Annotated in this window: 16 protein-coding genes and 1 tRNA gene; 5 read left to right on the forward strand and 12 right to left on the reverse strand. The window is 71.2% G+C overall.

Annotated features, from left to right (window positions below; genetic code table 11):
* Positions 1-58: 58 nt before the first annotated feature.
* Entirely contained in the window at positions 59-880 is an 822-nt protein-coding gene (locus ASC56_RS26255) for a hypothetical protein (RefSeq protein ID WP_055494012.1), read from the reverse strand.
* Between the two features lie 241 nt (positions 881-1,121).
* Here ASC56_RS26255 and ASC56_RS26260 point away from each other — a divergent pair, with 241 nt between their 5' ends.
* Positions 1,122-1,577, forward strand: coding sequence for an ATP-binding protein (locus ASC56_RS26260; protein WP_055494013.1), 456 nt, complete (start codon positions 1,122-1,124; stop codon positions 1,575-1,577).
* Between the two features lie 93 nt (positions 1,578-1,670).
* Here the strand turns inward: ASC56_RS26260 and ASC56_RS26265 are convergent, their stop codons facing one another.
* From ASC56_RS26265 to ASC56_RS26275, 3 genes are all read right to left on the reverse strand, one after another.
* Positions 1,671-3,104, reverse strand: a complete 1,434-nt coding sequence (locus ASC56_RS26265) for a PLP-dependent aminotransferase family protein (RefSeq protein WP_055494014.1) — start codon at positions 3,102-3,104, stop codon at positions 1,671-1,673.
* Positions 3,105-3,152: 48 nt separating this feature from the next.
* Positions 3,153-4,610: an aminopeptidase P family protein gene (locus ASC56_RS26270; protein ID WP_107309354.1), complete on the reverse strand. Its 1,458-nt coding sequence runs from the start codon at positions 4,608-4,610 to the stop codon at positions 3,153-3,155.
* Positions 4,611-4,721: 111 nt separating this feature from the next.
* Positions 4,722-6,242 carry a PP2C family protein-serine/threonine phosphatase gene (locus tag ASC56_RS26275; protein WP_079102707.1) on the reverse strand — a complete coding sequence of 507 codons (1,521 nt, stop codon included), beginning with the start codon at positions 6,240-6,242 and terminating at the stop codon, positions 4,722-4,724.
* Positions 6,243-6,723: 481 nt separating this feature from the next.
* Here ASC56_RS26275 and ASC56_RS26280 point away from each other — a divergent pair, with 481 nt between their 5' ends.
* Both ASC56_RS26280 and ASC56_RS26285 read left to right on the forward strand, forming a co-directional pair.
* A complete protein-coding gene (locus ASC56_RS26280; RefSeq protein ID WP_055494017.1) occupies positions 6,724-7,389 on the forward strand; it encodes a bifunctional DNA primase/polymerase in 666 nt (221 codons plus the stop codon).
* A gap of 56 nt (positions 7,390-7,445) precedes the next feature.
* Positions 7,446-8,069 carry a hypothetical protein gene (locus ASC56_RS26285; RefSeq protein WP_371330289.1) on the forward strand — a complete coding sequence of 208 codons (624 nt, stop codon included), beginning with the start codon at positions 7,446-7,448 and terminating at the stop codon, positions 8,067-8,069.
* Between the two features lie 255 nt (positions 8,070-8,324).
* On the opposite strand, the gene ASC56_RS26290 is transcribed toward ASC56_RS26285, so the two are convergent.
* The 3 genes from ASC56_RS26290 to ASC56_RS26300 all read right to left on the reverse strand — a co-directional run bounded on the left by ASC56_RS26290 (position 8,325) and on the right by ASC56_RS26300 (position 11,525).
* On the reverse strand, positions 8,325-9,314 hold the full coding sequence (locus ASC56_RS26290; protein WP_055494018.1) for a DUF5926 family protein: 990 nt from the start codon (positions 9,312-9,314) through the stop codon (positions 8,325-8,327).
* Between the two features lie 666 nt (positions 9,315-9,980).
* Complete coding sequence (locus ASC56_RS26295; RefSeq protein ID WP_234377061.1) at positions 9,981-10,523, reverse strand: ATP-binding protein; 543 nt, start codon at positions 10,521-10,523, stop codon at positions 9,981-9,983.
* A gap of 192 nt (positions 10,524-10,715) precedes the next feature.
* Positions 10,716-11,525 carry a glycerophosphodiester phosphodiesterase gene (locus ASC56_RS26300; RefSeq protein ID WP_055494020.1) on the reverse strand — a complete coding sequence of 270 codons (810 nt, stop codon included), beginning with the start codon at positions 11,523-11,525 and terminating at the stop codon, positions 10,716-10,718.
* A gap of 274 nt (positions 11,526-11,799) precedes the next feature.
* Between ASC56_RS26300 and ASC56_RS26305 the strand changes: the two genes are divergently transcribed.
* Together ASC56_RS26305 and ASC56_RS26310 are read left to right on the forward strand one after the other, a co-directional pair.
* A complete protein-coding gene (locus tag ASC56_RS26305) occupies positions 11,800-13,266 on the forward strand; it encodes a S1C family serine protease (protein WP_055494053.1) in 1,467 nt (488 codons plus the stop codon).
* 448 nt (positions 13,267-13,714) lie between these two features.
* Positions 13,715-13,801 (forward strand) — tRNA-Ser (locus ASC56_RS26310).
* A gap of 631 nt (positions 13,802-14,432) precedes the next feature.
* Here ASC56_RS26310 and ASC56_RS43165 read toward each other — a convergent pair.
* The 5 genes from ASC56_RS43165 to ASC56_RS26330 all read right to left on the reverse strand — a co-directional run bounded on the left by ASC56_RS43165 (position 14,433) and on the right by ASC56_RS26330 (position 17,471).
* Entirely contained in the window at positions 14,433-14,771 is a 339-nt protein-coding gene (locus ASC56_RS43165; protein ID WP_371330292.1) for a DUF6233 domain-containing protein, read from the reverse strand.
* Positions 14,772-14,860: 89 nt separating this feature from the next.
* Positions 14,861-15,034 carry a hypothetical protein gene (locus tag ASC56_RS39980; protein ID WP_199836069.1) on the reverse strand — a complete coding sequence of 58 codons (174 nt, stop codon included), beginning with the start codon at positions 15,032-15,034 and terminating at the stop codon, positions 14,861-14,863.
* A 399-nt stretch (positions 15,035-15,433) separates the two neighbouring features.
* On the reverse strand, positions 15,434-15,751 hold the full coding sequence (locus tag ASC56_RS26320) for a hypothetical protein (protein WP_055494022.1): 318 nt from the start codon (positions 15,749-15,751) through the stop codon (positions 15,434-15,436).
* Positions 15,752-15,882: 131 nt separating this feature from the next.
* Entirely contained in the window at positions 15,883-16,227 is a 345-nt protein-coding gene (locus ASC56_RS26325; protein ID WP_055494023.1) for a hypothetical protein, read from the reverse strand.
* A 371-nt stretch (positions 16,228-16,598) separates the two neighbouring features.
* Positions 16,599-17,471 (reverse strand): bifunctional DNA primase/polymerase, encoded by an 873-nt coding sequence (locus ASC56_RS26330; protein ID WP_055494024.1) that lies wholly within the window; start codon positions 17,469-17,471, stop codon positions 16,599-16,601.
* Between the last annotated feature and the right edge of the window lie 274 nt (positions 17,472-17,745).

Raw genomic sequence — 17,745 nt, forward strand, 5'->3', positions numbered from 1 at the left:
GCGTGCCGCACGACCGCGGCCCCTCCGCAAGCAAGGGCGAGTGGAGTGGCGCGTCGCGTCAGGCAGCGAGCAGGACAGGAGTGGAGGACGGCGGGCCGCGCCGGATCACCGTGTGCTGCAGTGCCGCCGTCCGTGGCTTCGGCGGTACGAGGAACGCGGTGCGCCTGACGCCAAGCCCCGCTTCGGGGGCACCGGGGAGCCCGGCCAGCAGGGCGCGCACAAGGGCGAACGACGATCGCAGGGACCGCACGAGCGCCCCCTCCGCGACCCCGTGCGCCGACAGCCGTATGAGCCGCAGCAACGCCATGTCCCCGCGGCGCAGCACCCACCCCGCGGCGACGGCCGCGAGGACGTGACCGAGCAGCATGGGCACGGACGGCAGCACCGACCACCACGAACCGGCCGCGGTCGACAGAGCATCCGCCGGGTGGTGCATGGCGGCCATGTCCGTACCCGTGGCCAGCCGCGCGTCGGCGAGGATCTTCTGGGCCTGCGCCGGGGAGATCGCCGAGGCGGTGGCGCCGCACAGGATGTGGGCGGCCCGGGCCACGAGCGTGGCGTCGGCCCCGGACATCGTCGTCGGCGTCATGGCCGCGGCGCCGGAGTGCTGCCCGAGCCCGTACAGCGTGTGCAGCAGGACCTGGCCCACCGCGAGGAGCGCGGCGATGCCCGGCAGCGAGCGCTCCCGCCCGGCGAGCACCGCGGCGACGGCGAACACGCCGAGGAAACCGGCGCCGAGCGTCCACAGCGGCACGGTGGCGCAGGAGGCGAGTCCGTGCCCGGCCGCGGCCAGCACGACGCAGACCGCGGCGAACACCGCGGCCCGCAGAACCCGGAGATCGCATCCGGTGCGCGCCGTGCGCTGGTGGGGGGCACTCATGGCGGCCTCATCATCCCACTGGCCCCGCCGACCCCGTACGGCAGGTCCGCTAGGTGGCGTTCGTACGGTAATCAGAGGGTGATCCGGAAGATCACCTTCGGGTGAGGGCCGCCTGCGCATACACCGAACCCGGCTCCCGCACATCCGCCGTACGGGCGGCATCTCGTTGATCGGGCGATTGCGAGCGGCCACTCGCGGCAATACGTAACGGTATGTCGAGCCGCGGCCAGGAGGCTGGAGCATGAGCATCTGGTGGTCACTCCATCTGCGGCGCGAAGCTGCGAGCGTGCCGCTCGCCCGACGGCTCCTGCTGGGCACGATGGAGACCGCGGGCGTCGACCCGGACATCTCCTACGACCTTTCCGTCGCCCTGAGCGAGGCCTGCGCCAACGCGGTCGAGCACGGGGGCGGCACCGCACAGGGCGGTCTCTCCGAGGCGTACCGGGTCACGGCCTACCTGGACGGCGAGAAGTGCCGCATCGAAGTCGCCGACTCGGGCCCGGGTTTCCCCTCCGGCAGAGCCCGTCCCGCGATCCGGCCGGCCTGCACCGACGCCGAGCACGGCCGGGGCCTGTGTCTCATCCAGGAACTCGCCGACCACGTCCACATCGGCAACAAGCCGGGGCGGGGCGGGGCGGTGGTGAGCTTCGACAAGGTCCTGAAGTGGAAGGCCGACGCGCCTTTGATGCCCGTGTAGCGTCACCCTGCCCGAGGGCATCGACGGGTGCCCCTCCCAGCGTCCCGTGGCGGGTTCGGGCGCTGCGGGCCAGGCGCCCGGGTTCCGCGCCGTTCAGCCGCGCGAAGACTCCCCCAGTACCCGCCCCAGTACTTCCAGCGCCTCCGGATACGCCCGTTCCCGGGGCGTCCCGTAGCCCACCACCAGCCCCTGCGGCCGGTCCTGGCCCGCCGTGTGCCAGTGGTCGCCGAGCCGTCCCACCGCGAGCCCTTCCGCCTCGGCCCGCGCCACCACCGCCTCCTCGTCGGGGACGTCGACCAGCGCGTGCAGCCCGGCAGCGATCCCGCGGGCGTTCCAGCGCGCTCCCAGCCGGTCCAGGAGCTGGTCGCGGCGGCGCCGGTAGCGCAGTCGGCACGCGCGGATGTGCCGGTCGTACGCATGGCTGTCGACCAGCTCCGCGAGGGCCAACTGCCCGATGGACTCGGTGTGGTGGTCGCTGTGCAGCTTGGCGTCGGCCACCGCGTCCACCAGGTGCGGCGGCAGCACCATCCAGCCCAGCCGCAGCGCCGGGCCGAGTGTCTTGGAGGCGGTGCCGAGGTACGCGACATGGCCCGGCGCCATTCCCTGGAGCGCCCCGACGGGCTGCCGGTCGTAGCGGAACTCCCCGTCGTAGTCGTCCTCGACGACCAGCCCGCCCCGCGCGCGTGCCCAGTCCGTCAGCGCCCGCCGCCGTCGCGGGTGCAGCGTGACCCCGGTCGGGTACTGATGGGCCGGCGTGACCACCACGGCCGACGCGTCCGCCCAGTCCCCGGCGTGGTCGGCGCACGCGCCCCGTTCGTCGACGGGCAGCGGCACGACGCTCCCGCCGTTGTGCCGCACCACGTCACGGTGGAACGGCAGCCCCGGATCCTCCATCGCGACCGCCCCGCCGTCCAGCACGCGTGTGAGGAGGGCGAGGCCCTGTACATACCCCGACGTGATCACGATCCGCTCGGGCGGCGCGATCACACCCCGCGCCCGCCCGAGATATCCCGACAGCGCCGTGCGCAGTTCGATGCGGCCGCGCGGATCTCCGTAGTCGTACGCGCGTGAGGGCGCCGTCGCTATCGCGCGGCGCAGCGCCCGCAGCCAGGCCGCCGCCGGGAACGCGCCGACGTCCGGGCTGCCGGGCCGCAGGTCGAGACGCGGAGCACGCGCGCGTGGAGTGTCGTCGGCCGCCGCCACGGCCTGTGAGGGCACCTGTGCGACGCGGGTTCCCGAGCCCTGGCGTGCCGTGAGGTACCCCTCGGCCACCAACTGGTCGTACACCGCCTTCGTCGTGCCGCGGGAGACGCCGAGATCGGCCGCGAGCCGCCGTGTCGCCGGCAGGCGCGTACCGGGCGAGAGCCGCCCGTCCCGTACGGCGTCCCGCAACGCCCGCTCCAGGCCGGCCCGTCGCCCGTCGGTGGCGTCCGGTTCGAGATGCAGGTCGACACCGACACAGGACCAGAACTCGTCCGCGGAACCGGGACCTCTGACCAACGAAACCCCCCGTATCTCATGTCTCATGCGAATGGCCGGGCACCTCCCATCGGTACCCGGCCATTCGCTCCCGTATCAGCCCTTCAGGGACGCCATCCACGCCTCGACCTCGTCGGAGCGCCGCGGCAGGCCCGCCGAGAGGTTCCGGTTGCCGTCCTCCGTGACCAGGATGTCGTCCTCGATCCGGACGCCGATGCCGCGGTACTCCTCCGGGACGGTCAGGTCGTCCGCCTGGAAGTACAGGCCCGGCTCGACCGTGAGCACCATGCCCGGCTGCAGCGTGCCGTCGACGTACGTCTCCGTCCGCGCGGCCGCGCAGTCGTGCACGTCCATGCCGAGCATGTGGCCCGTGCCGTGCAGGGTCCAGCGGCGCTGCAGACCGAGCTCCAGAACGCGCTCGACCGGGCCCTCGACCAGGTCCCACTCGACCAGCTTCTCGGCCAGCACGCGCTGGGCGGCGTCATGGAAGTCGCGGTGCTTGGCGCCCGGCTTCACCGCCGCGATACCGGCCTCCTGGGCCTCGTAGACGGCGTCGTAGACCTTCTTCTGGATCTCGCTGTACGTGCCGTTGATCGGCAGCGTGCGGGTGACGTCCGCGGTGTAGTACGTGTGGGTCTCCACGCCGGCGTCCAGCAGAAGCAGGTCGCCGGAGCGGACCGGGCCGTCGTTGCGCACCCAGTGCAGCGTGCAGGCGTGCGGGCCGGCCGCGCAGATGGAGCCGTAGCCCACGTCGTTGCCCTCCACGCGCGCGCGGAGGAAGAACGTGCCCTCGATGTAGCGCTCGGAGGTGGCCTCGGCCTTGTCGAGGACCTTCACCACGTCCTCGAAGCCGCGCACGGTCGAGTCGACGGCCTTCTGCAGCTCGCCGATCTCGAACGCGTCCTTGACCAGTCGCATCTCGGAGAGGAAGACGCGCAGCTCGTCGTCGCGTTCGGCCGTCACCTTGTCGTGCAGCGCGGCCTCGATGCCGGCGTCGTATCCGCGGACCACGCGGACCGGGCCGGTGGCCTCCTTCAGCCGCGTGGGCAGCTCGCGCACGTCCGAGGCCGGGATGCCGTACAGCTGCTCCGCCTCGGCGAGGGAGTGACGGCGGCCGACCCACAGCTCGCCCTGGCCGGAGAGCCAGAACTCGCCGTTCTCACGGTTGGAGCGGGGCAGCAGGTAGATCGTCGCCTCGTGGCCGTCGGCGGTGGGTTCGAGGACGAGGACGCCGTCCTCGGTCTGGTTGCCGGTGAGGTACGCGTATTCCACGGAGGCACGGAAGGGGTAGTCCGTGTCGTTCGAACGAGTCTTCAGGTTGCCCGAGGGGATCACCAGGCGCTCGCCCGGGAAGCGCGCGGAGAGGGCGGCGCGGCGGGCGGCGGTTTCGGAGGCCTGGGCGACCGGCTTCAGATCGTGCAGCTCGGTATCGGCCCAGCCGGACTTCATGTTCTCGGCCAGCTCGTCCGACACGCCCGGGTACAGGCTGTTCTTGCGCTGCTTGATCGGCTCTTCGGTCTCGTCCGGGGTCTCCGGAGTGAGCTCGTCCGCCACGGTCATCCTCCTTGGATACGGCACTGGGGCCTCCTCCATCGTACGGTCGTACAGAAGGGCGCCCAGGGCCGGAAGACCTGTCACCGGGGCCTCACATGCCGTGCCCGGGATTCACTCGAACCGGGCCGCCAGCAGGACGACGTCCTGCGTGCTGCGCCCCTGGTCGAGACCGTCACCGTCCGGCAGCACCGCCCGCAGGACGTGGTCGGCGATGGCTCCCGGGTCGGTGCGCACCGGCCTCGGCACGCTCGCGGCCGCCGCGTGCAGCCGGGCGAAGGCACGGTCCATGGGGTCACCGGTGCGGTGCAGCAGCCCGTCGGTGTAGAGCAGGACGGTCTCGCCCGGCTCCGCGGTCAGTTCGACGCTCGGCGCCTCCCAGCAGGCGAGCATCCCCAGGGGCGCCGACAGCGAGGTCTCCACGAACTCCGTGCGCCGTCGGCCGATCACCAGCGGCGGGCTGTGCCCGGCCCCGGCGAGGGTGAGCTTGCGCAGCTCGGGCTCGCAGTACGCGAACAGGGCGGTGGCCGAGCGGGCGGGCTCGGTGAGCCGCAGAAGCAGCTCCAGGTCGGACAGGACGGCCACGGGGTCCTCGCCCTCCATCACGGCGTACGCGCGCAGCGAGGCCCGCAGCCGGCCCATCGCGGCCACCGCGCTGGGCCCGGAGCCGGTGACCGACCCGACCGCCAGGCCGAGCGCGGCGTCGGGCAGCGGCAGTGCGTCGTACCAGTCGCCGCCCCCGCGCGGGCCGGTGCGGCGCCGTGCGGCGAGCTGGACGCCGGGGATCCGGGGCAGCCGGGTGGGGAGCAGTTCCTCGGAGATCGTCGCCATGCACGCGCGCGTGCGCTCGACTTCGACCAGCCGCGCCACGTGCTCGGCCGCGTAGCGGGTGTACAGACCGACGAGGTGGCGTCGGCGCTCGACGGGCTCGGCCGGTTCGTCGTAGAGCCAGACCGCCGCGCCGAGGCGGCCGGCAGCCTCGGTGGACAGGGGGAGGGCGTAGCTGGCGGCGTAGCCGAGCCGGGCGGCCACCTCGCGGTGGCGGGGGTCGAGGCCGTCCTCGGAGAACAGGTCGGGCTGCGCGATCTCGCGCTCACCGCCCGGCAGCCCGTCCAAGATCCTGCCGTACGACAGGGAGCTGCGCGGCACGGTCTCGATGTGCCCTAGGTCGGCGCGGCCGAGACCGAGGCCGACGGTGGTGTCGGGGCCGAGGCCGTCGCGCGGTTCGAGGACGACGAGACCGCGCCGGGCGCCCACGAGGGCGGCTCCCGCGCGCAGCACTTCCTGGAGTGCCTCCGCGAGTGTGTCCGTGCGCGCCAGGCGCTCGGTGAGTTCGTGGAGCGTCGTGAGGTCGGAGACCCAGCAGGCGAGCCGGTCCTGGAGGAGGGCTCCCGGGCCGGCGCAGGGTGAAGTGGCCGAGGGGACGCCTGTGGCGGCAGGCGTCGACGCGACAGTGTGTGCGGGCGGCGGAACCGTTGGATCGATTCCAGCCACTTTCGGAGGGTGAGGGGCGTTCATGGAGTCCGGCTCTCGGACCGGCGCGTATTGCTCGATAGCATCGCAAACCCCTATGTCAATCTGCGCCGCTAGCAGTGTCTCCACATGTACACGCACTCGTGAGGGGATGTCCAGCATTGTCCTGCTGGGATTCCTGGTGTCCGTGGGGCCTTCCTACTCTCTTGCGGGAAAGCAAAGTTGGCTCAAAAACGCCTCGGGTATTGCCTGATTGCGGTCGACTGGCCTCGTTCGACAGAGCGTCACAGCGGTCGTGATGGGTACGTACTCGGTGAAGGCCAGGGGTGGTTGGGGACCACCCGGAACCTGGCGCCGGACCCGGGCGTCTTAACCACCGACGGCCGAGCCCCATCCTCCCGTGGCGGAGGCGGCGAGTTAGAGCGGGACGGCAAATCGCCAGGCGCCGCCACCCCACGCCAGGCCCATGCTTGTGATGGGCGCAGCATGGACGCGGACGCAGCCAACGCTCGGCCTATAGGGGTTCCCCTTGTCCAGGACAGGGGTGTGAGACGCCAGCAGGTACGCACGGTGAAGTGATCGACACATGGTGTGATGTGGTCCTCGGTGTTGCCAGGCGTGCAACGGAAAGGAACGAGCGCTCATGCGCGAGATCCTCGGAAGGCGACGCAGGCTCCTGTCCAGGCGGAACGACGGGAGGCCTGAGTTGATCAGCGCGGCCCTGACCTTCGCGACCGAATGGCAGTGGCCCGTTCTCCCGGGCGTGGCCCCGGACCCGCAGGGGCTTGCCCGCTGTGCGTGCCCCGACCCGGAGTGCACGGTGCCCGGCGCGCACCCCTTCGACCCCGGGTTGCTCGCGGCCACCACCGACGAGCGGATGGTGCGCTGGTGGTGGACCAACCGGCCGTCCGCACCGATCGTGCTGGCCACCGGCGGCCGGGCGCCCTGCGCGGTCAGCCTGCCCGCCCTCGCGGCCTCGCGTGCCCTCGCCGCACTCGACCGCAAGGGCATGCGCCTCGGTCCGGTGGTGGCCGCGCCGCACCGCTGGGCGATCCTCGTGGCGCCGTACTCCATGGAGCAGCTGGGTGAGCTGCTCTACGCCAAGGACTTCGTCCCCGGGTCGCTGCGCTTCCATGGCGAGGGTGGCTATGTGGCGCTGCCCCCGTCCGAGACCGGCCACGGGGAGGTCCGCTGGGAGCGGGCGCCGCTGCCCGGCTCCGCCTCGCCCTGGGTCCCCGACGTGGAGGCCGTCGTGGACGCCGTCGTGGAGGCCCTCACTCGTACGGGTGTGAGCGCACCCGAGTTGTAAGGGTGTCGGGCGCGCGGCGAACCGGGCGTCCGTGATCGATCGATATCTTCGGCCTCATGCTGATTCGTCCTGGGGGACGCGGGAATCGGGGGTACGAGAGCGACCCACCGGTCCGCGGCCGGCCCGACCCCCGCAGGGTGCGGCTGTTCGCGCTGATGGGCGTGGCGGCGGTCGTGACCGCACTGCCGATCGCCGTGGCATCCGCCGGGCCGGTCGGTGACGCGTCCGCCCCGCCGGCCGGGGCCGCGGACCGCGCCGCGACCCGAACGCCGGCGGAGGATGACGCGAAGCAGCCGGTCTCCTCCGACTCTCCCAAGCTGCAGAACGGCCTTGCCACCGCCGTCCGCTGCGGTCCCCAACTCTCCTCCGCCGATGGCATCGAGGCGCAGACATGCGTGCTGACGCAGGGGCGGGAGACCTGGGCGCGGACGTACTACCGCAATGCCACCGGCGCGGCGCTGAGCTCCGTGCTGAGCTTCATGGGGCCCGGCGGACGCAGTGTCGAGATGCACTGCGCGGTGAGCGCGGCGGACGATCCGGAGACCTGTGAGACGCCGCGGCAGCGCGTGTCGGGCGACATGGCCGCGTACTCGGCGGTCGCGGAGTTCGCGGGCGGCGACGGGCGCGGAACGCTGCTGCTGCGCTCCGGAAGCGACGCCGTCGAACCGGATGAACAGTAACCGGGCCTCTGTGTAAGGCAGTTGAGGGTGTGCGCGGTGCCGGACGCGCGTGCACATGGAAAGACCCGGTTGCTGGCGACGGGGGATGCACCAGCAACCGGGCTACTGGAACGGTAACAAGAGATCGGCGGTTCGCAAATTCGATCTCGGCTATTCGGACACGGATTTACCTGTCACAACGGCGACTTGTGACAGGAGTCACCCGCGGCGAGAGTCCTGCACCGGCTGACCGGTCGGTCAGCCGAATGCTGTGCCTCAGCTGAGCGTCACCTGTCGGTTGGTCAGCCCGCCGCGCGCCCGCCGCTCGTCCGCCGTGAGCGGTGCGTCCGACGCCAGGGCCGCCGCGAGCCGCTCGGCGAACTCGGCCGCGGGCTTCTCCACGTCCTCCGCGCTCATGCCGCTCGGCAGGTCCCACACCGGGACCGTGAGCCCGTGCGCGCGGAAGGAGCCGACCAGGCGTGTGCCCTCGCCGAGGCCCGACCGCCCGGCCGCGTGCAGCCGTGCGAGAGCGTCCAGAAGCTGCTCCTCGGGGTGTGGCATGACCCAGCGCAGATGGTTCTTGTCGGCGGTCTCGCACCAGTACGCGGCGTCGACGCCCTGGAGTCTGACGGTGGGGATGGCGGCGGCGTTGGCCCGCTCCAGGGAGGCGGTCACCTCCGGTGTCACATGCTCCGTGTCGGGGACCCAGAACTCGAAGCCGCTGTGCACGACCGGCTCGAAGGCGCCCTCCGGGTCCAGCAGGTCCTGCAGCCGCGGGCCCTCGGCGGGCGCGCGACGGCCCTGGACCGGGGTGCCGGGTTCGGCGGTGAGGGCACGCTGGAGGGTGTCCGCGAGGTCCCGGCTGATGTCGCCCGAGGCCGTGTCGTTCTGCAGTCCGAGCAGGACCGAGCCGTCGTCGCGGCGCAGCGCCGGCCAAGCCATCGGCAGGACCGTGGCGAGCGTGACCGACGGGACGCCCTCGGGGAGGCCGCCCCTGAGCGCCAGTTCGACGGTCGCCGCGGGCACCAGCTCGCGCAGCGCCACCCAGTCGCCCTCGCTGCGCAGGCCCTCGAAGGGGCGCTGCACCAATTCGGTCACCGCGTGCGCGGCGGCCCGGCCGTGACAGGCCTTGTAGCGGCGGCCGCTGCCGCAGGGGCAGGGCTCGCGGGCGCTGACGACCGGGATGCTCCCATCAGCGCCTACGGCGGGGGCACCCTCGGTGAGCTGCGGGCGCTTGGCCTTGGTCTGGGTTCGCTTCTTGGCCATCGTGGGTGTCTCCCGGTTACGGCTCGTTTCGTACGGGCGCGAGCCTAGCCGCTCGTACGACGCCCGACGGGATCCTGTGGACAACGCACCGAGTCGTCCCCGAAACTGTGCTTCGAACCAGGTCGGAGACTTGCGCCGGGGCGTGCGCCACCGAATCCCGGCCACCGTATGGGCGCATGTCTCCGGCAACGCCGGTCCGCGGGGGACGAGCGAGCGCGTGCCCCGGGCCCCAGCTTGTCGCGATCCGGTGTGGGTCCGGCACGTGCGTACGGGCGCCCACCTGGGTGGGCCGCCTCGGCTCGACCGGACGGGTGCCTCGGGGATGCCCTCGGCCCCTCTGGTCGGTCCCGGCTGTCCTGGTCTGGATCGCCTTGGTCCGGAGCGTGACGGTCCTGGCCGTCCTGATCTGGACGGTCTTGGTCCGGGCCGTCCCGGTCCGGGGCGTCGCGGTGCTGGCCGTCCCGGTCCCGAGCGTCTCGGTCCGGGGTGTCACAGTTCCGGCCCTCTCGGTCCGGGGCGTCAGAGTCCCGGCCCTCTTGGTCCGGACCGCCTCAGGTGGTGACCGTCACAGCCGTCCCGGTCCTTGCCCGCTCGGTGCAGGCCGCTCCAGGTCCAGACGGACGCGGTCCGGGAGCCCGGATCGAGACGGACGGCGGGCCCAGCCCCTCAGCCCACGTCGTCGAACGCGTCCGCGAAGCCCAGGTCGGGCATCTCCGACACGGAGGGCGCCGTGACGCGCGTAGCGAAGTCGTCGCGGCGACGCGCCGAAACGGCGTCGTCCTGGACGATGACCCAGACCGTGACCTCGCCCCGGACGTCGTCCCGTACGCCCCAGTCCTTGGCCAGCGCCGTGATGATGTTCAGCCCTCGGCCGCCACGGGCCGTGACCGAGGGGGTCGAGGGGACCGGTCGGGTGGGGCCGCCTCCGTCCGTGACCTCGACCGTGAGTCGCCCGGAAGCGTCCACGCGCCACGCGGCGCGCACGTCCCCGTCTCCGGTCAGTCCGTCGCCGAGTGGTCTGCCATGGCGACATGCATTGCTGAGTAGTTCCGAAAGGATCAGTACGGCATCGTCGATGACCGATTCCGACACGCCACCGGTACGCAGTTGGTCGCGCATCCGATGTCTCGCCTCCCCCACGCCCGCAGGACCATGGGGTACGGCCATGCTCGACGACGTGGGCACCTCCTGTGCCACCACCAACGCCACCCCCGAGACCTCCTTCGCCCCACGCCACGGTGTGAATGCCCCATGCGACTGGACCGGAAACCGGCCCCCGTCCGGGCACTGACGCACTCATGACGGTCGAACACGGTCCGAACGCGCCGGTGCACTCCTTGTAGTCAGTGGCTGGATTTCAGCCGTTTCCAGGAGGAATGCGAGGCAGGGGGCGCATGCCGCTCAGCGGCCGAGCTGGCGCAGCACCGCGCTCGGGCGGTTGGTGATGACGGCGTCGACGCCCAGTTCGACGCAGAGATCGACGTCCTCGGGCTCGTTCACGGTCCATACGTGCACCTGGTGGCCGACCCGCTTCAGCCGCTGGATGTACGCCGGATGGCTGCGCACGATCCGCATCGAAGGGCCCGCGATCCGGACACCCGCGGGCAGCCGCCCGTCGCGCAGCCGGGGCGAGAGGAACTGCAGCAGATAGACCGTGGGCAGGGTCGGCGAGGCGGCCCGCACACGGTGCAGCGAGCGCGCCGAGAAGCTCATGACCCGTACCGGCGACTCGTCCGGGGACTCCGGTGCGTCCAGGCCGAATCGCTTCAGCAGCATCAGCAGCCGCTCCTCGACCTGCCCCGCCCAGCGGGTCGGATGCTTCGTCTCGATGGCCAGGTCGATGGGGCGTCCGGCGTCGGCGATGAGTTCGAGCAGGCGCTCCAGGGTGAGGACGGAGGTGTCCTCGGGGTCCTGCGGGCGGTGCTCCCAGTCGGGTTCCTCGTCGCGGCTCTTCCAGGAGCCGAAATCGAGGGCGGCCAGGTCGGCGAGTTCCAGGGCGGAGACCGCGCCGCGGCCGTTGGACGTACGGTTGACGCGCCGGTCGTGGACGCACACGAGGTGTCCGTCCGCGGTCAGCCGGACGTCACACTCCAGGGCGTCCGCCCCGTCCTCGATCGCCTTCTTGTACGCGGCCAAGGTGTGCTCGGGGGCATCTTCCGAGGCTCCGCGGTGGGCGACGACCTGGATCCGGTGCTGTCTTGCATGGGTCACGGCGTCATGGTGCCACCGTCAGAGGGAAAGCGTGGGGTCGGAAGGCGACGCGAAGGCATCGGCGAGGTGTCGGGAATGCAGATTTTTGTTCGGACAGGTCCGATATAAAGGTAGGGCCCGGACCCACAGCCACCGCTTATGGTGCCCTGACGTCCGGTGGGAAAAGCTTGACGGCGTACAACAGGACATGCACAGCTGAAGCGCGCCCGGCGCCACAAGGTGAGCGAGTGTGGCCGAGTGCGACCAGAAACAGCCGTGGAACGAGGAGAAGAGTGTGAGCACCGAGAACGAGGGCACTGCGGTACCCCCGGCCCCGTCTGCACCTCCCGTGCCGGTGGACGCTCCCGCTTCCGCGCCGGGCGCGGTCCCCGAAGGGCACGCGCCGTCCGCGGGGACCCCCGGTCCCGGCGGGGGGAGCACTCCGCCCGCCGGGGGCGCGCCCGGCGCGCCGCAGCCGGAGGCGTCGACCGCGCAGCTTCCGCCGGTGCCGCCGGGGCAGCCCGCCTACCCGGCGGCCGGGGCGGGGTGGCCGCCGCCACCGCCGGCCACCCCCGGGTACGCGGGCGGCGGCGGTCCGGGCGACGTCTGGGGTGCCTCGTACCAGCCGGCCCCCAAGCCGAAGGACGGCCGCGGCGGACTGGTCGCGGCGATTCTCGTCGCCGCGCTGGTCGCGGGCGGCATCGGTGGCGGGCTCGGCTACCAGCTGGCCAAGAGCGACGACTCCAGCGGTTCGACCACCGTCTCCGCGTCCACCAATGGCGGCGACATCAAGCGCGACAGCGCCTCCATCGCGGGCGTGGCCGCCAAGGCGCTGCCGAGCACGGTCACCATCGAGGCCGAGAGCACCAGCGGCCAGGGCGGCACCGGCACGGGCTTCGTGTTCGACACCCAGGGCCACATCATCACCAACAACCATGTCGTCTCCGACGTGGTCAACGGCGGAAAGCTCACGGCGACGTTCCCCAGCGGCAAGAAGTACGACGCGGAGATCATCGGACACGCGCAGGGCTACGACGTCGCGGTCATCAAGCTCAAGAACGCCCCGTCCAGCCTCAAGCCGCTGGCCCTCGGCGACTCGGACAAGGTGGCGGTCGGCGATGCGACCATCGCGATCGGTGCGCCCTTCGGCCTGTCGAACACGGTGACCGCGGGCATCATCAGCGCCAAGAACCGTCCGGTGGCATCCAGCGACGGCAGCTCCAGCAGCAAGTCGTCGTACATGAACGCGCTGCAGACGGACGCCTCGATCAACCCGGGCAACTCCGGCGGCCCCCTTCTGGACGCACATGGTGCGGTCATCGGCATCAACTCGGCCATCCAGTCCACGAACAGCGGCGGTCTGGGCGGCAGCGGCCAGTCCGGCTCGATCGGCCTGGGCTTCGCGATCCCGATCGACCAGGCGAAGTACGTCGCCCAGCAGCTGATCAAGACGGGCAAGCCGGTCTACGCGAAGATCGGCGCCGCCGTCTCACTGGAGGACACCACCAGCGGCGCGAAGATCACCGACCAGGGCGCGGGCGGTTCCTCCGCGGTCGAGTCGGGCGGCCCCGCGGACCAGGCGGGCCTCAAGCCGGGTGACGTGATCACCAAGCTCGACGACACCGTGGTCGACAGCGGTCCGACCCTGATCGGCGAGATCTGGACCCACAAGCCGGGCGACAAGGTGACGGTCACCTACCAGCGCGACGGAAAGTCCCACACGGTCGTGCTCACCCTGGGCTCCCGTGTCGGCGACAACTGAGCCAGACGGGCCGCGCCGGGCCGCGTAATCCACGGGTGAGCCACGCGCGCGCCGTCAGAAGGGGTGCCTCTCGCCGAGAGGCGCCCCCTTCTGCGTGAGGGCTGTCGCACCTTGCTCCGGCTCCGTCCGGCCTGCGGGGGCGCGCACCGTCGCGGCCATCCAGGCAGGCGATGAGGCTAGGGGGCGTCGAAGCCTTACGACAGATCGAGGTCGCCGACGATCGATCCGATCCAACCCTCACGTAGTCCGGCGTCCTCCTCGCGGTCCGGCTGCGCCGGTTCACTGGGTAACGAGCGCGCGATCGGAGTCGGAGGCCCCCGGCGTTCCTCATGGTGTGCAGCCCGATCGTACGGATCAAGGGCCGGTGGACCCCGTGTGGACCACGGCCCCCGCGGATGCCCCAGGGCCGGTACGCTGTACCCGCTCCGTCCCAGGTGGGCGGGGACGAGGTGGGTTGCCCGAGCGGCCTAAGGGAACGGTCTTGAAAACCGTCGTGGCAGCGATGTCACCGTGGGTTCAAATCCCACACCCACCGCTAGCGAGAACGGCTCCTGACCAGGCGATACGGTCGGGGGCCGTCTCGTTGCGCGGTGTCCGTCGGTCACCGTGGTTCCCCGCGGTTTCCCGCAGAAGCATCCCGAGTCACTCCGAACACCAGAGCCAGTCCTGCCTCCACCAAGCCCGACCGCGCCACCCCCGAGCACCACCGCCTCGACGCCGCATGGGCCGCAGAATCAGAGTCCCAGCCCAGTTGACATGCCGCTTCGGCAACGCACCACAGGCCGGACCGAGGTGCGGCCCGTGGCGCATGGAAGAAGCGTGGCTGAGGCCAGCGCAGGATTGCTGGAATCACACATGACGGGTGCTCAGTCGGCGCACCTCGACAAGAGAGACCCGGGGTTGGACCCGCGCCCGCATCCCAGGCAGAGCCAACAAGTGCCTCCGGCCTGACGCAGGTCGCGCGCGCTCGTGCCCGCGTGACGCGGGCGGAATGCTCTGCTCGTACTGGCCCGGGGGGTAACGAAGTTGCGAGCCCACACCGCTCACGACCTCACTCACGAGGTCGCGCTGGGGGTGGGACTCGCCAGCACCTCGGCTGAGAGCTCTGTCGGCTGACGGAGAGTGCTTCAATCAGCTTTGCTGAAGCGCCAAGGCCTGCGAGACACCTAGTCCAGGATCCCCAGCTCGCTGTCCGGGCGGCAGAACCCGCACGGCTCGATGTTCGGATCTGTCATGGCTACGCGGGCCTCGTGAGCCTTGATCGGGTCGGAGGTGCCCGCTGACCGGCGTTGGCTCCGGTTGGGTGCGAAGGAGGGCAGGGCGGCGTGACGCTGCTGCGGTGGCTCCGGCCGTGGCTGTGGGAGGCCGGCCGCCTTTCGGTGCGGGTAAGCGCCGTGCGTACGGCATCGCGCTGGAGGCGCAAGGGTGCCGACGGCCTCGTTCTCGGCGATCTGTTGTGCAAGGAATGCAAGGATCACCCGGAGCCTGGGCGCATCAGGCGGCATCTCGGACAGCACCGTCCCCGGGTCCCCGGGCGGGATGAAGCCCGTCACCCTCAGCCCCCTCCTCCCCGCCCGAGGTTGCGCAGCTCCCACTACGCTGCGGGAGTACGGCCGCACTCCCGCCAATACGGATGGAAGAGCACCGCAGTCGACAACCGGTACAAACGGCGGCGCAGCTCGGTCCGGCCTGGATGTGCGGCGAGCCGCCGGTAGGTGACGCTCCAGTCCTGCTGCGCCTGGACGAGGTCGTCGGGAAACGGTCGCATGGCCAAATTCAATCACGTGTTCGAATTTGCGCGCCAACGCGCCGGGAACCGTCCTCGGGGTGCGCTTCAAGAGAAGGGCACCCGCTGCTCGGCGTGGTCCTGGTGCTCACGGTGGCCGGATGCGGCGCGGTGGTGTGGGCGGCCCGCGGTGGTCCTCGGTGGGTGCGCGCCATGGCTACCGCAACCCTTGTCGCGGGCGAGCTGGTCAGGCGCTCCGGCAAGGGGAGAAGGCAGAGCAGCGGGGAGTAGGGTTCCAGGGCAAGGTGGTTAACCGCCACCCTCACTGCGCGGTGGCTGCGCTGCCGAAGGCGGTGATGGCTGCCTGACGGCTACCTGATGCGTCGTCGGGATCCGCCACCTCTGGCAACGCCGCATTTCGACCGCGGGCGCAGTGGCGGTTCACGCTGCTTCCAGCGCCTCCCCGAACTCGCGCAGCGTTTTGGCGTGGTGGCTGCGGGCCAGTTCGTGACCGACGGCTATGGCGAGCGCTACCGGCCATTCGATGAGGTCGAGCACAGTGAGGACGCCGAGGCCCGCGAAGTAGGCGAGCTGGTCCTTGGGCGGCAATTCGAGCCGCAGGTCGCCTATGCGGACGGTTACCGTATTGCTCGCGACGACGCGTTCGACCGCGGCGCGGGGTGCGTGGGGCCTCGTGGTCGGAGTGGACGCACCGGTGGGCGCCGTGTCGGGGTCTGTCGTACTTGCTCGCGCGGTCATGTCTCATCCCGTTTCGTCGGCCGGTGGCGGGTATCCGCTGGATCTCCGTATTCCACGCTAGCCGCATACCGGGAGGTGCCCCACTGGGGAAGGTGAAGGCGTGGGATGACGCTGCAATGCGATGCAAGGGCTCAGCAGTGATCCTCGACCCCTGCGCGGAATCCCGTGCTGTAACCGTCCGCGTACCCGCGGTCGTACGGGCTGATGGCGTACGGATTGCCTTCGGAGACGGTTTGGCCGTACGCGCGTTCGCAGCTGCCGCTGCCGTCCGGATATCCGGTCCGATAGCCGTCCCGGTACCCGCGCGCGTACGGAGTCGGCTCGGGGCGGGGTGGATCCGTCGTCTGCGCGACGGCCGAGTGTGCGGCCTTCGCGGCACTTGCCGAAGCCGGCTGGGCAGCGACTGTCGAGAAGGCAAGACCGGACGCCGCAGCGGCCGGAATGACGAGAGCCGTGACAAGGCGTTTGGCGAACATTGCCGCTCCTCTGTTCGGGGCCGACCATGGCGTCATCTCCGGCCATGTGAACTGGTCCGGTGAACTGGTCCGGCGTCAGATTGCTCTCGGGGCCGGATGGTCGACCGCGGTGACCGCGGAGCTGAGTTCCGTCGTGCGACCTTTCACTTCCTTGATACGCCGTGCGGGTGAAGCTGTCTATTTCTCGGCGCGGCGCCGTATCGGCGCTTGCGGATTCGCCACCGGCTCCACGGCACAGTCGCTAGGTTGGCTCCACGGCACAGTCGCTACCGGCTCCGCGGCACAGTCGCTACCGGCTCCACGGCACAGTCGCTACTGGCTCCGAGGCACAGTAGCTACTGGCTCCGCGGCGCAGCCGCTGTTCGCCCGCGTCACGGTCGCTGCCCCGTCATCCGTGCCGCCGACGCGATCGTCGAGCGGGCCTCGCGTTCCGTGAGGCCGGTACGGATCGCAGCCTCGACCAGGGCGGGGGCCAGGTCGGGGCCGAAGCCGTTCTCGTACGCCCGGCAGGCGGCCCAGAAGAGCCGGGTGTTGCGCTGGCCCTCGTGCGCGGCGAGTACGAACTGGATCAGCCCCTGGCCGTGCCGGCCGGTCGAGGAGGGTGTGGGGTGGCGGGTGTGCCGCGGAGGCGTGAGCAGGCGCAGCAGGGTCGGCGGGCAGGGTGCGGGCGCCAGATGGGCGGTGCCCGGCGCCGTGCTGTACACGCCGTGTTCGGTGCGTGAGCCGGGGCCGACCAGATAGCCCCCGGCGCCCCGGACGTCGATCCCGGGAGCCAGGCGGCTCGCCGAGTTCGGTACGACGACGTGCGGCGGGCCGCTCAGCCACAGATGACGGCCGCCGCTCGGGGTCAGCACCACCACTGTCTCGGGGATGGTGAACAGGTGGCGCAGCGCCAGCTCGCGCAGCGCCGCCGAGGAGTCGGTCGTGGACTTGGTGTCCAGGTCGATGCCGATCAGATGGTGGGGGTGCAGGCCGCAGGCGATGCCGTAGCCGGTGGCCCAGGGCGCGGCGGCGAACAGTTCGCGGATGCGGCGGGGGTCGGTGGAGGCGTCGTACACCCCGTGTCCGAAGCGGCCGCACTCGCCGTGACAGGCGGGTCCTCTCGGCTCGGGGTCCTCGCGGTGGGGGGAGCGCAGGGCCGGCAGCTTCGTGCGGGACAGCGGGATCACCGCCAGTCCGCGCTCCGCGGCGGACAGGGCGTGGGCCAGGGCCAGAGTGGTGGCCTGCCGGTCGGTGGTGGCCATGCCTCTATGTTCGTACGTACGTTCGAAAATAGGAAGGGGCTTCGAGGAGGTTCTGGGCGTTGTCGCGCGATGCATAAGTGTCGTGAAAGGGGTTTATCGATACATCCTCACGCTTGCGGGCGAATCGCTACGTCCGGTGTGATTCGTCGGGATTCGGTGGGCAACTCTGAAGGCGCGACGTCGTGAACCGTTCGAGGCGGTCGGCCAACTGCCTTGGTACAAGTCCTACTTCAGGTACGTTCCGGCCGCGAGGCGGGCGCGTACCGGGTCCTGG

The sequence above is a fragment of the Streptomyces sp. TP-A0356 genome (assembly GCF_001417775.1).
Classification (GTDB): domain Bacteria; phylum Actinomycetota; class Actinomycetes; order Streptomycetales; family Streptomycetaceae; genus Streptomyces.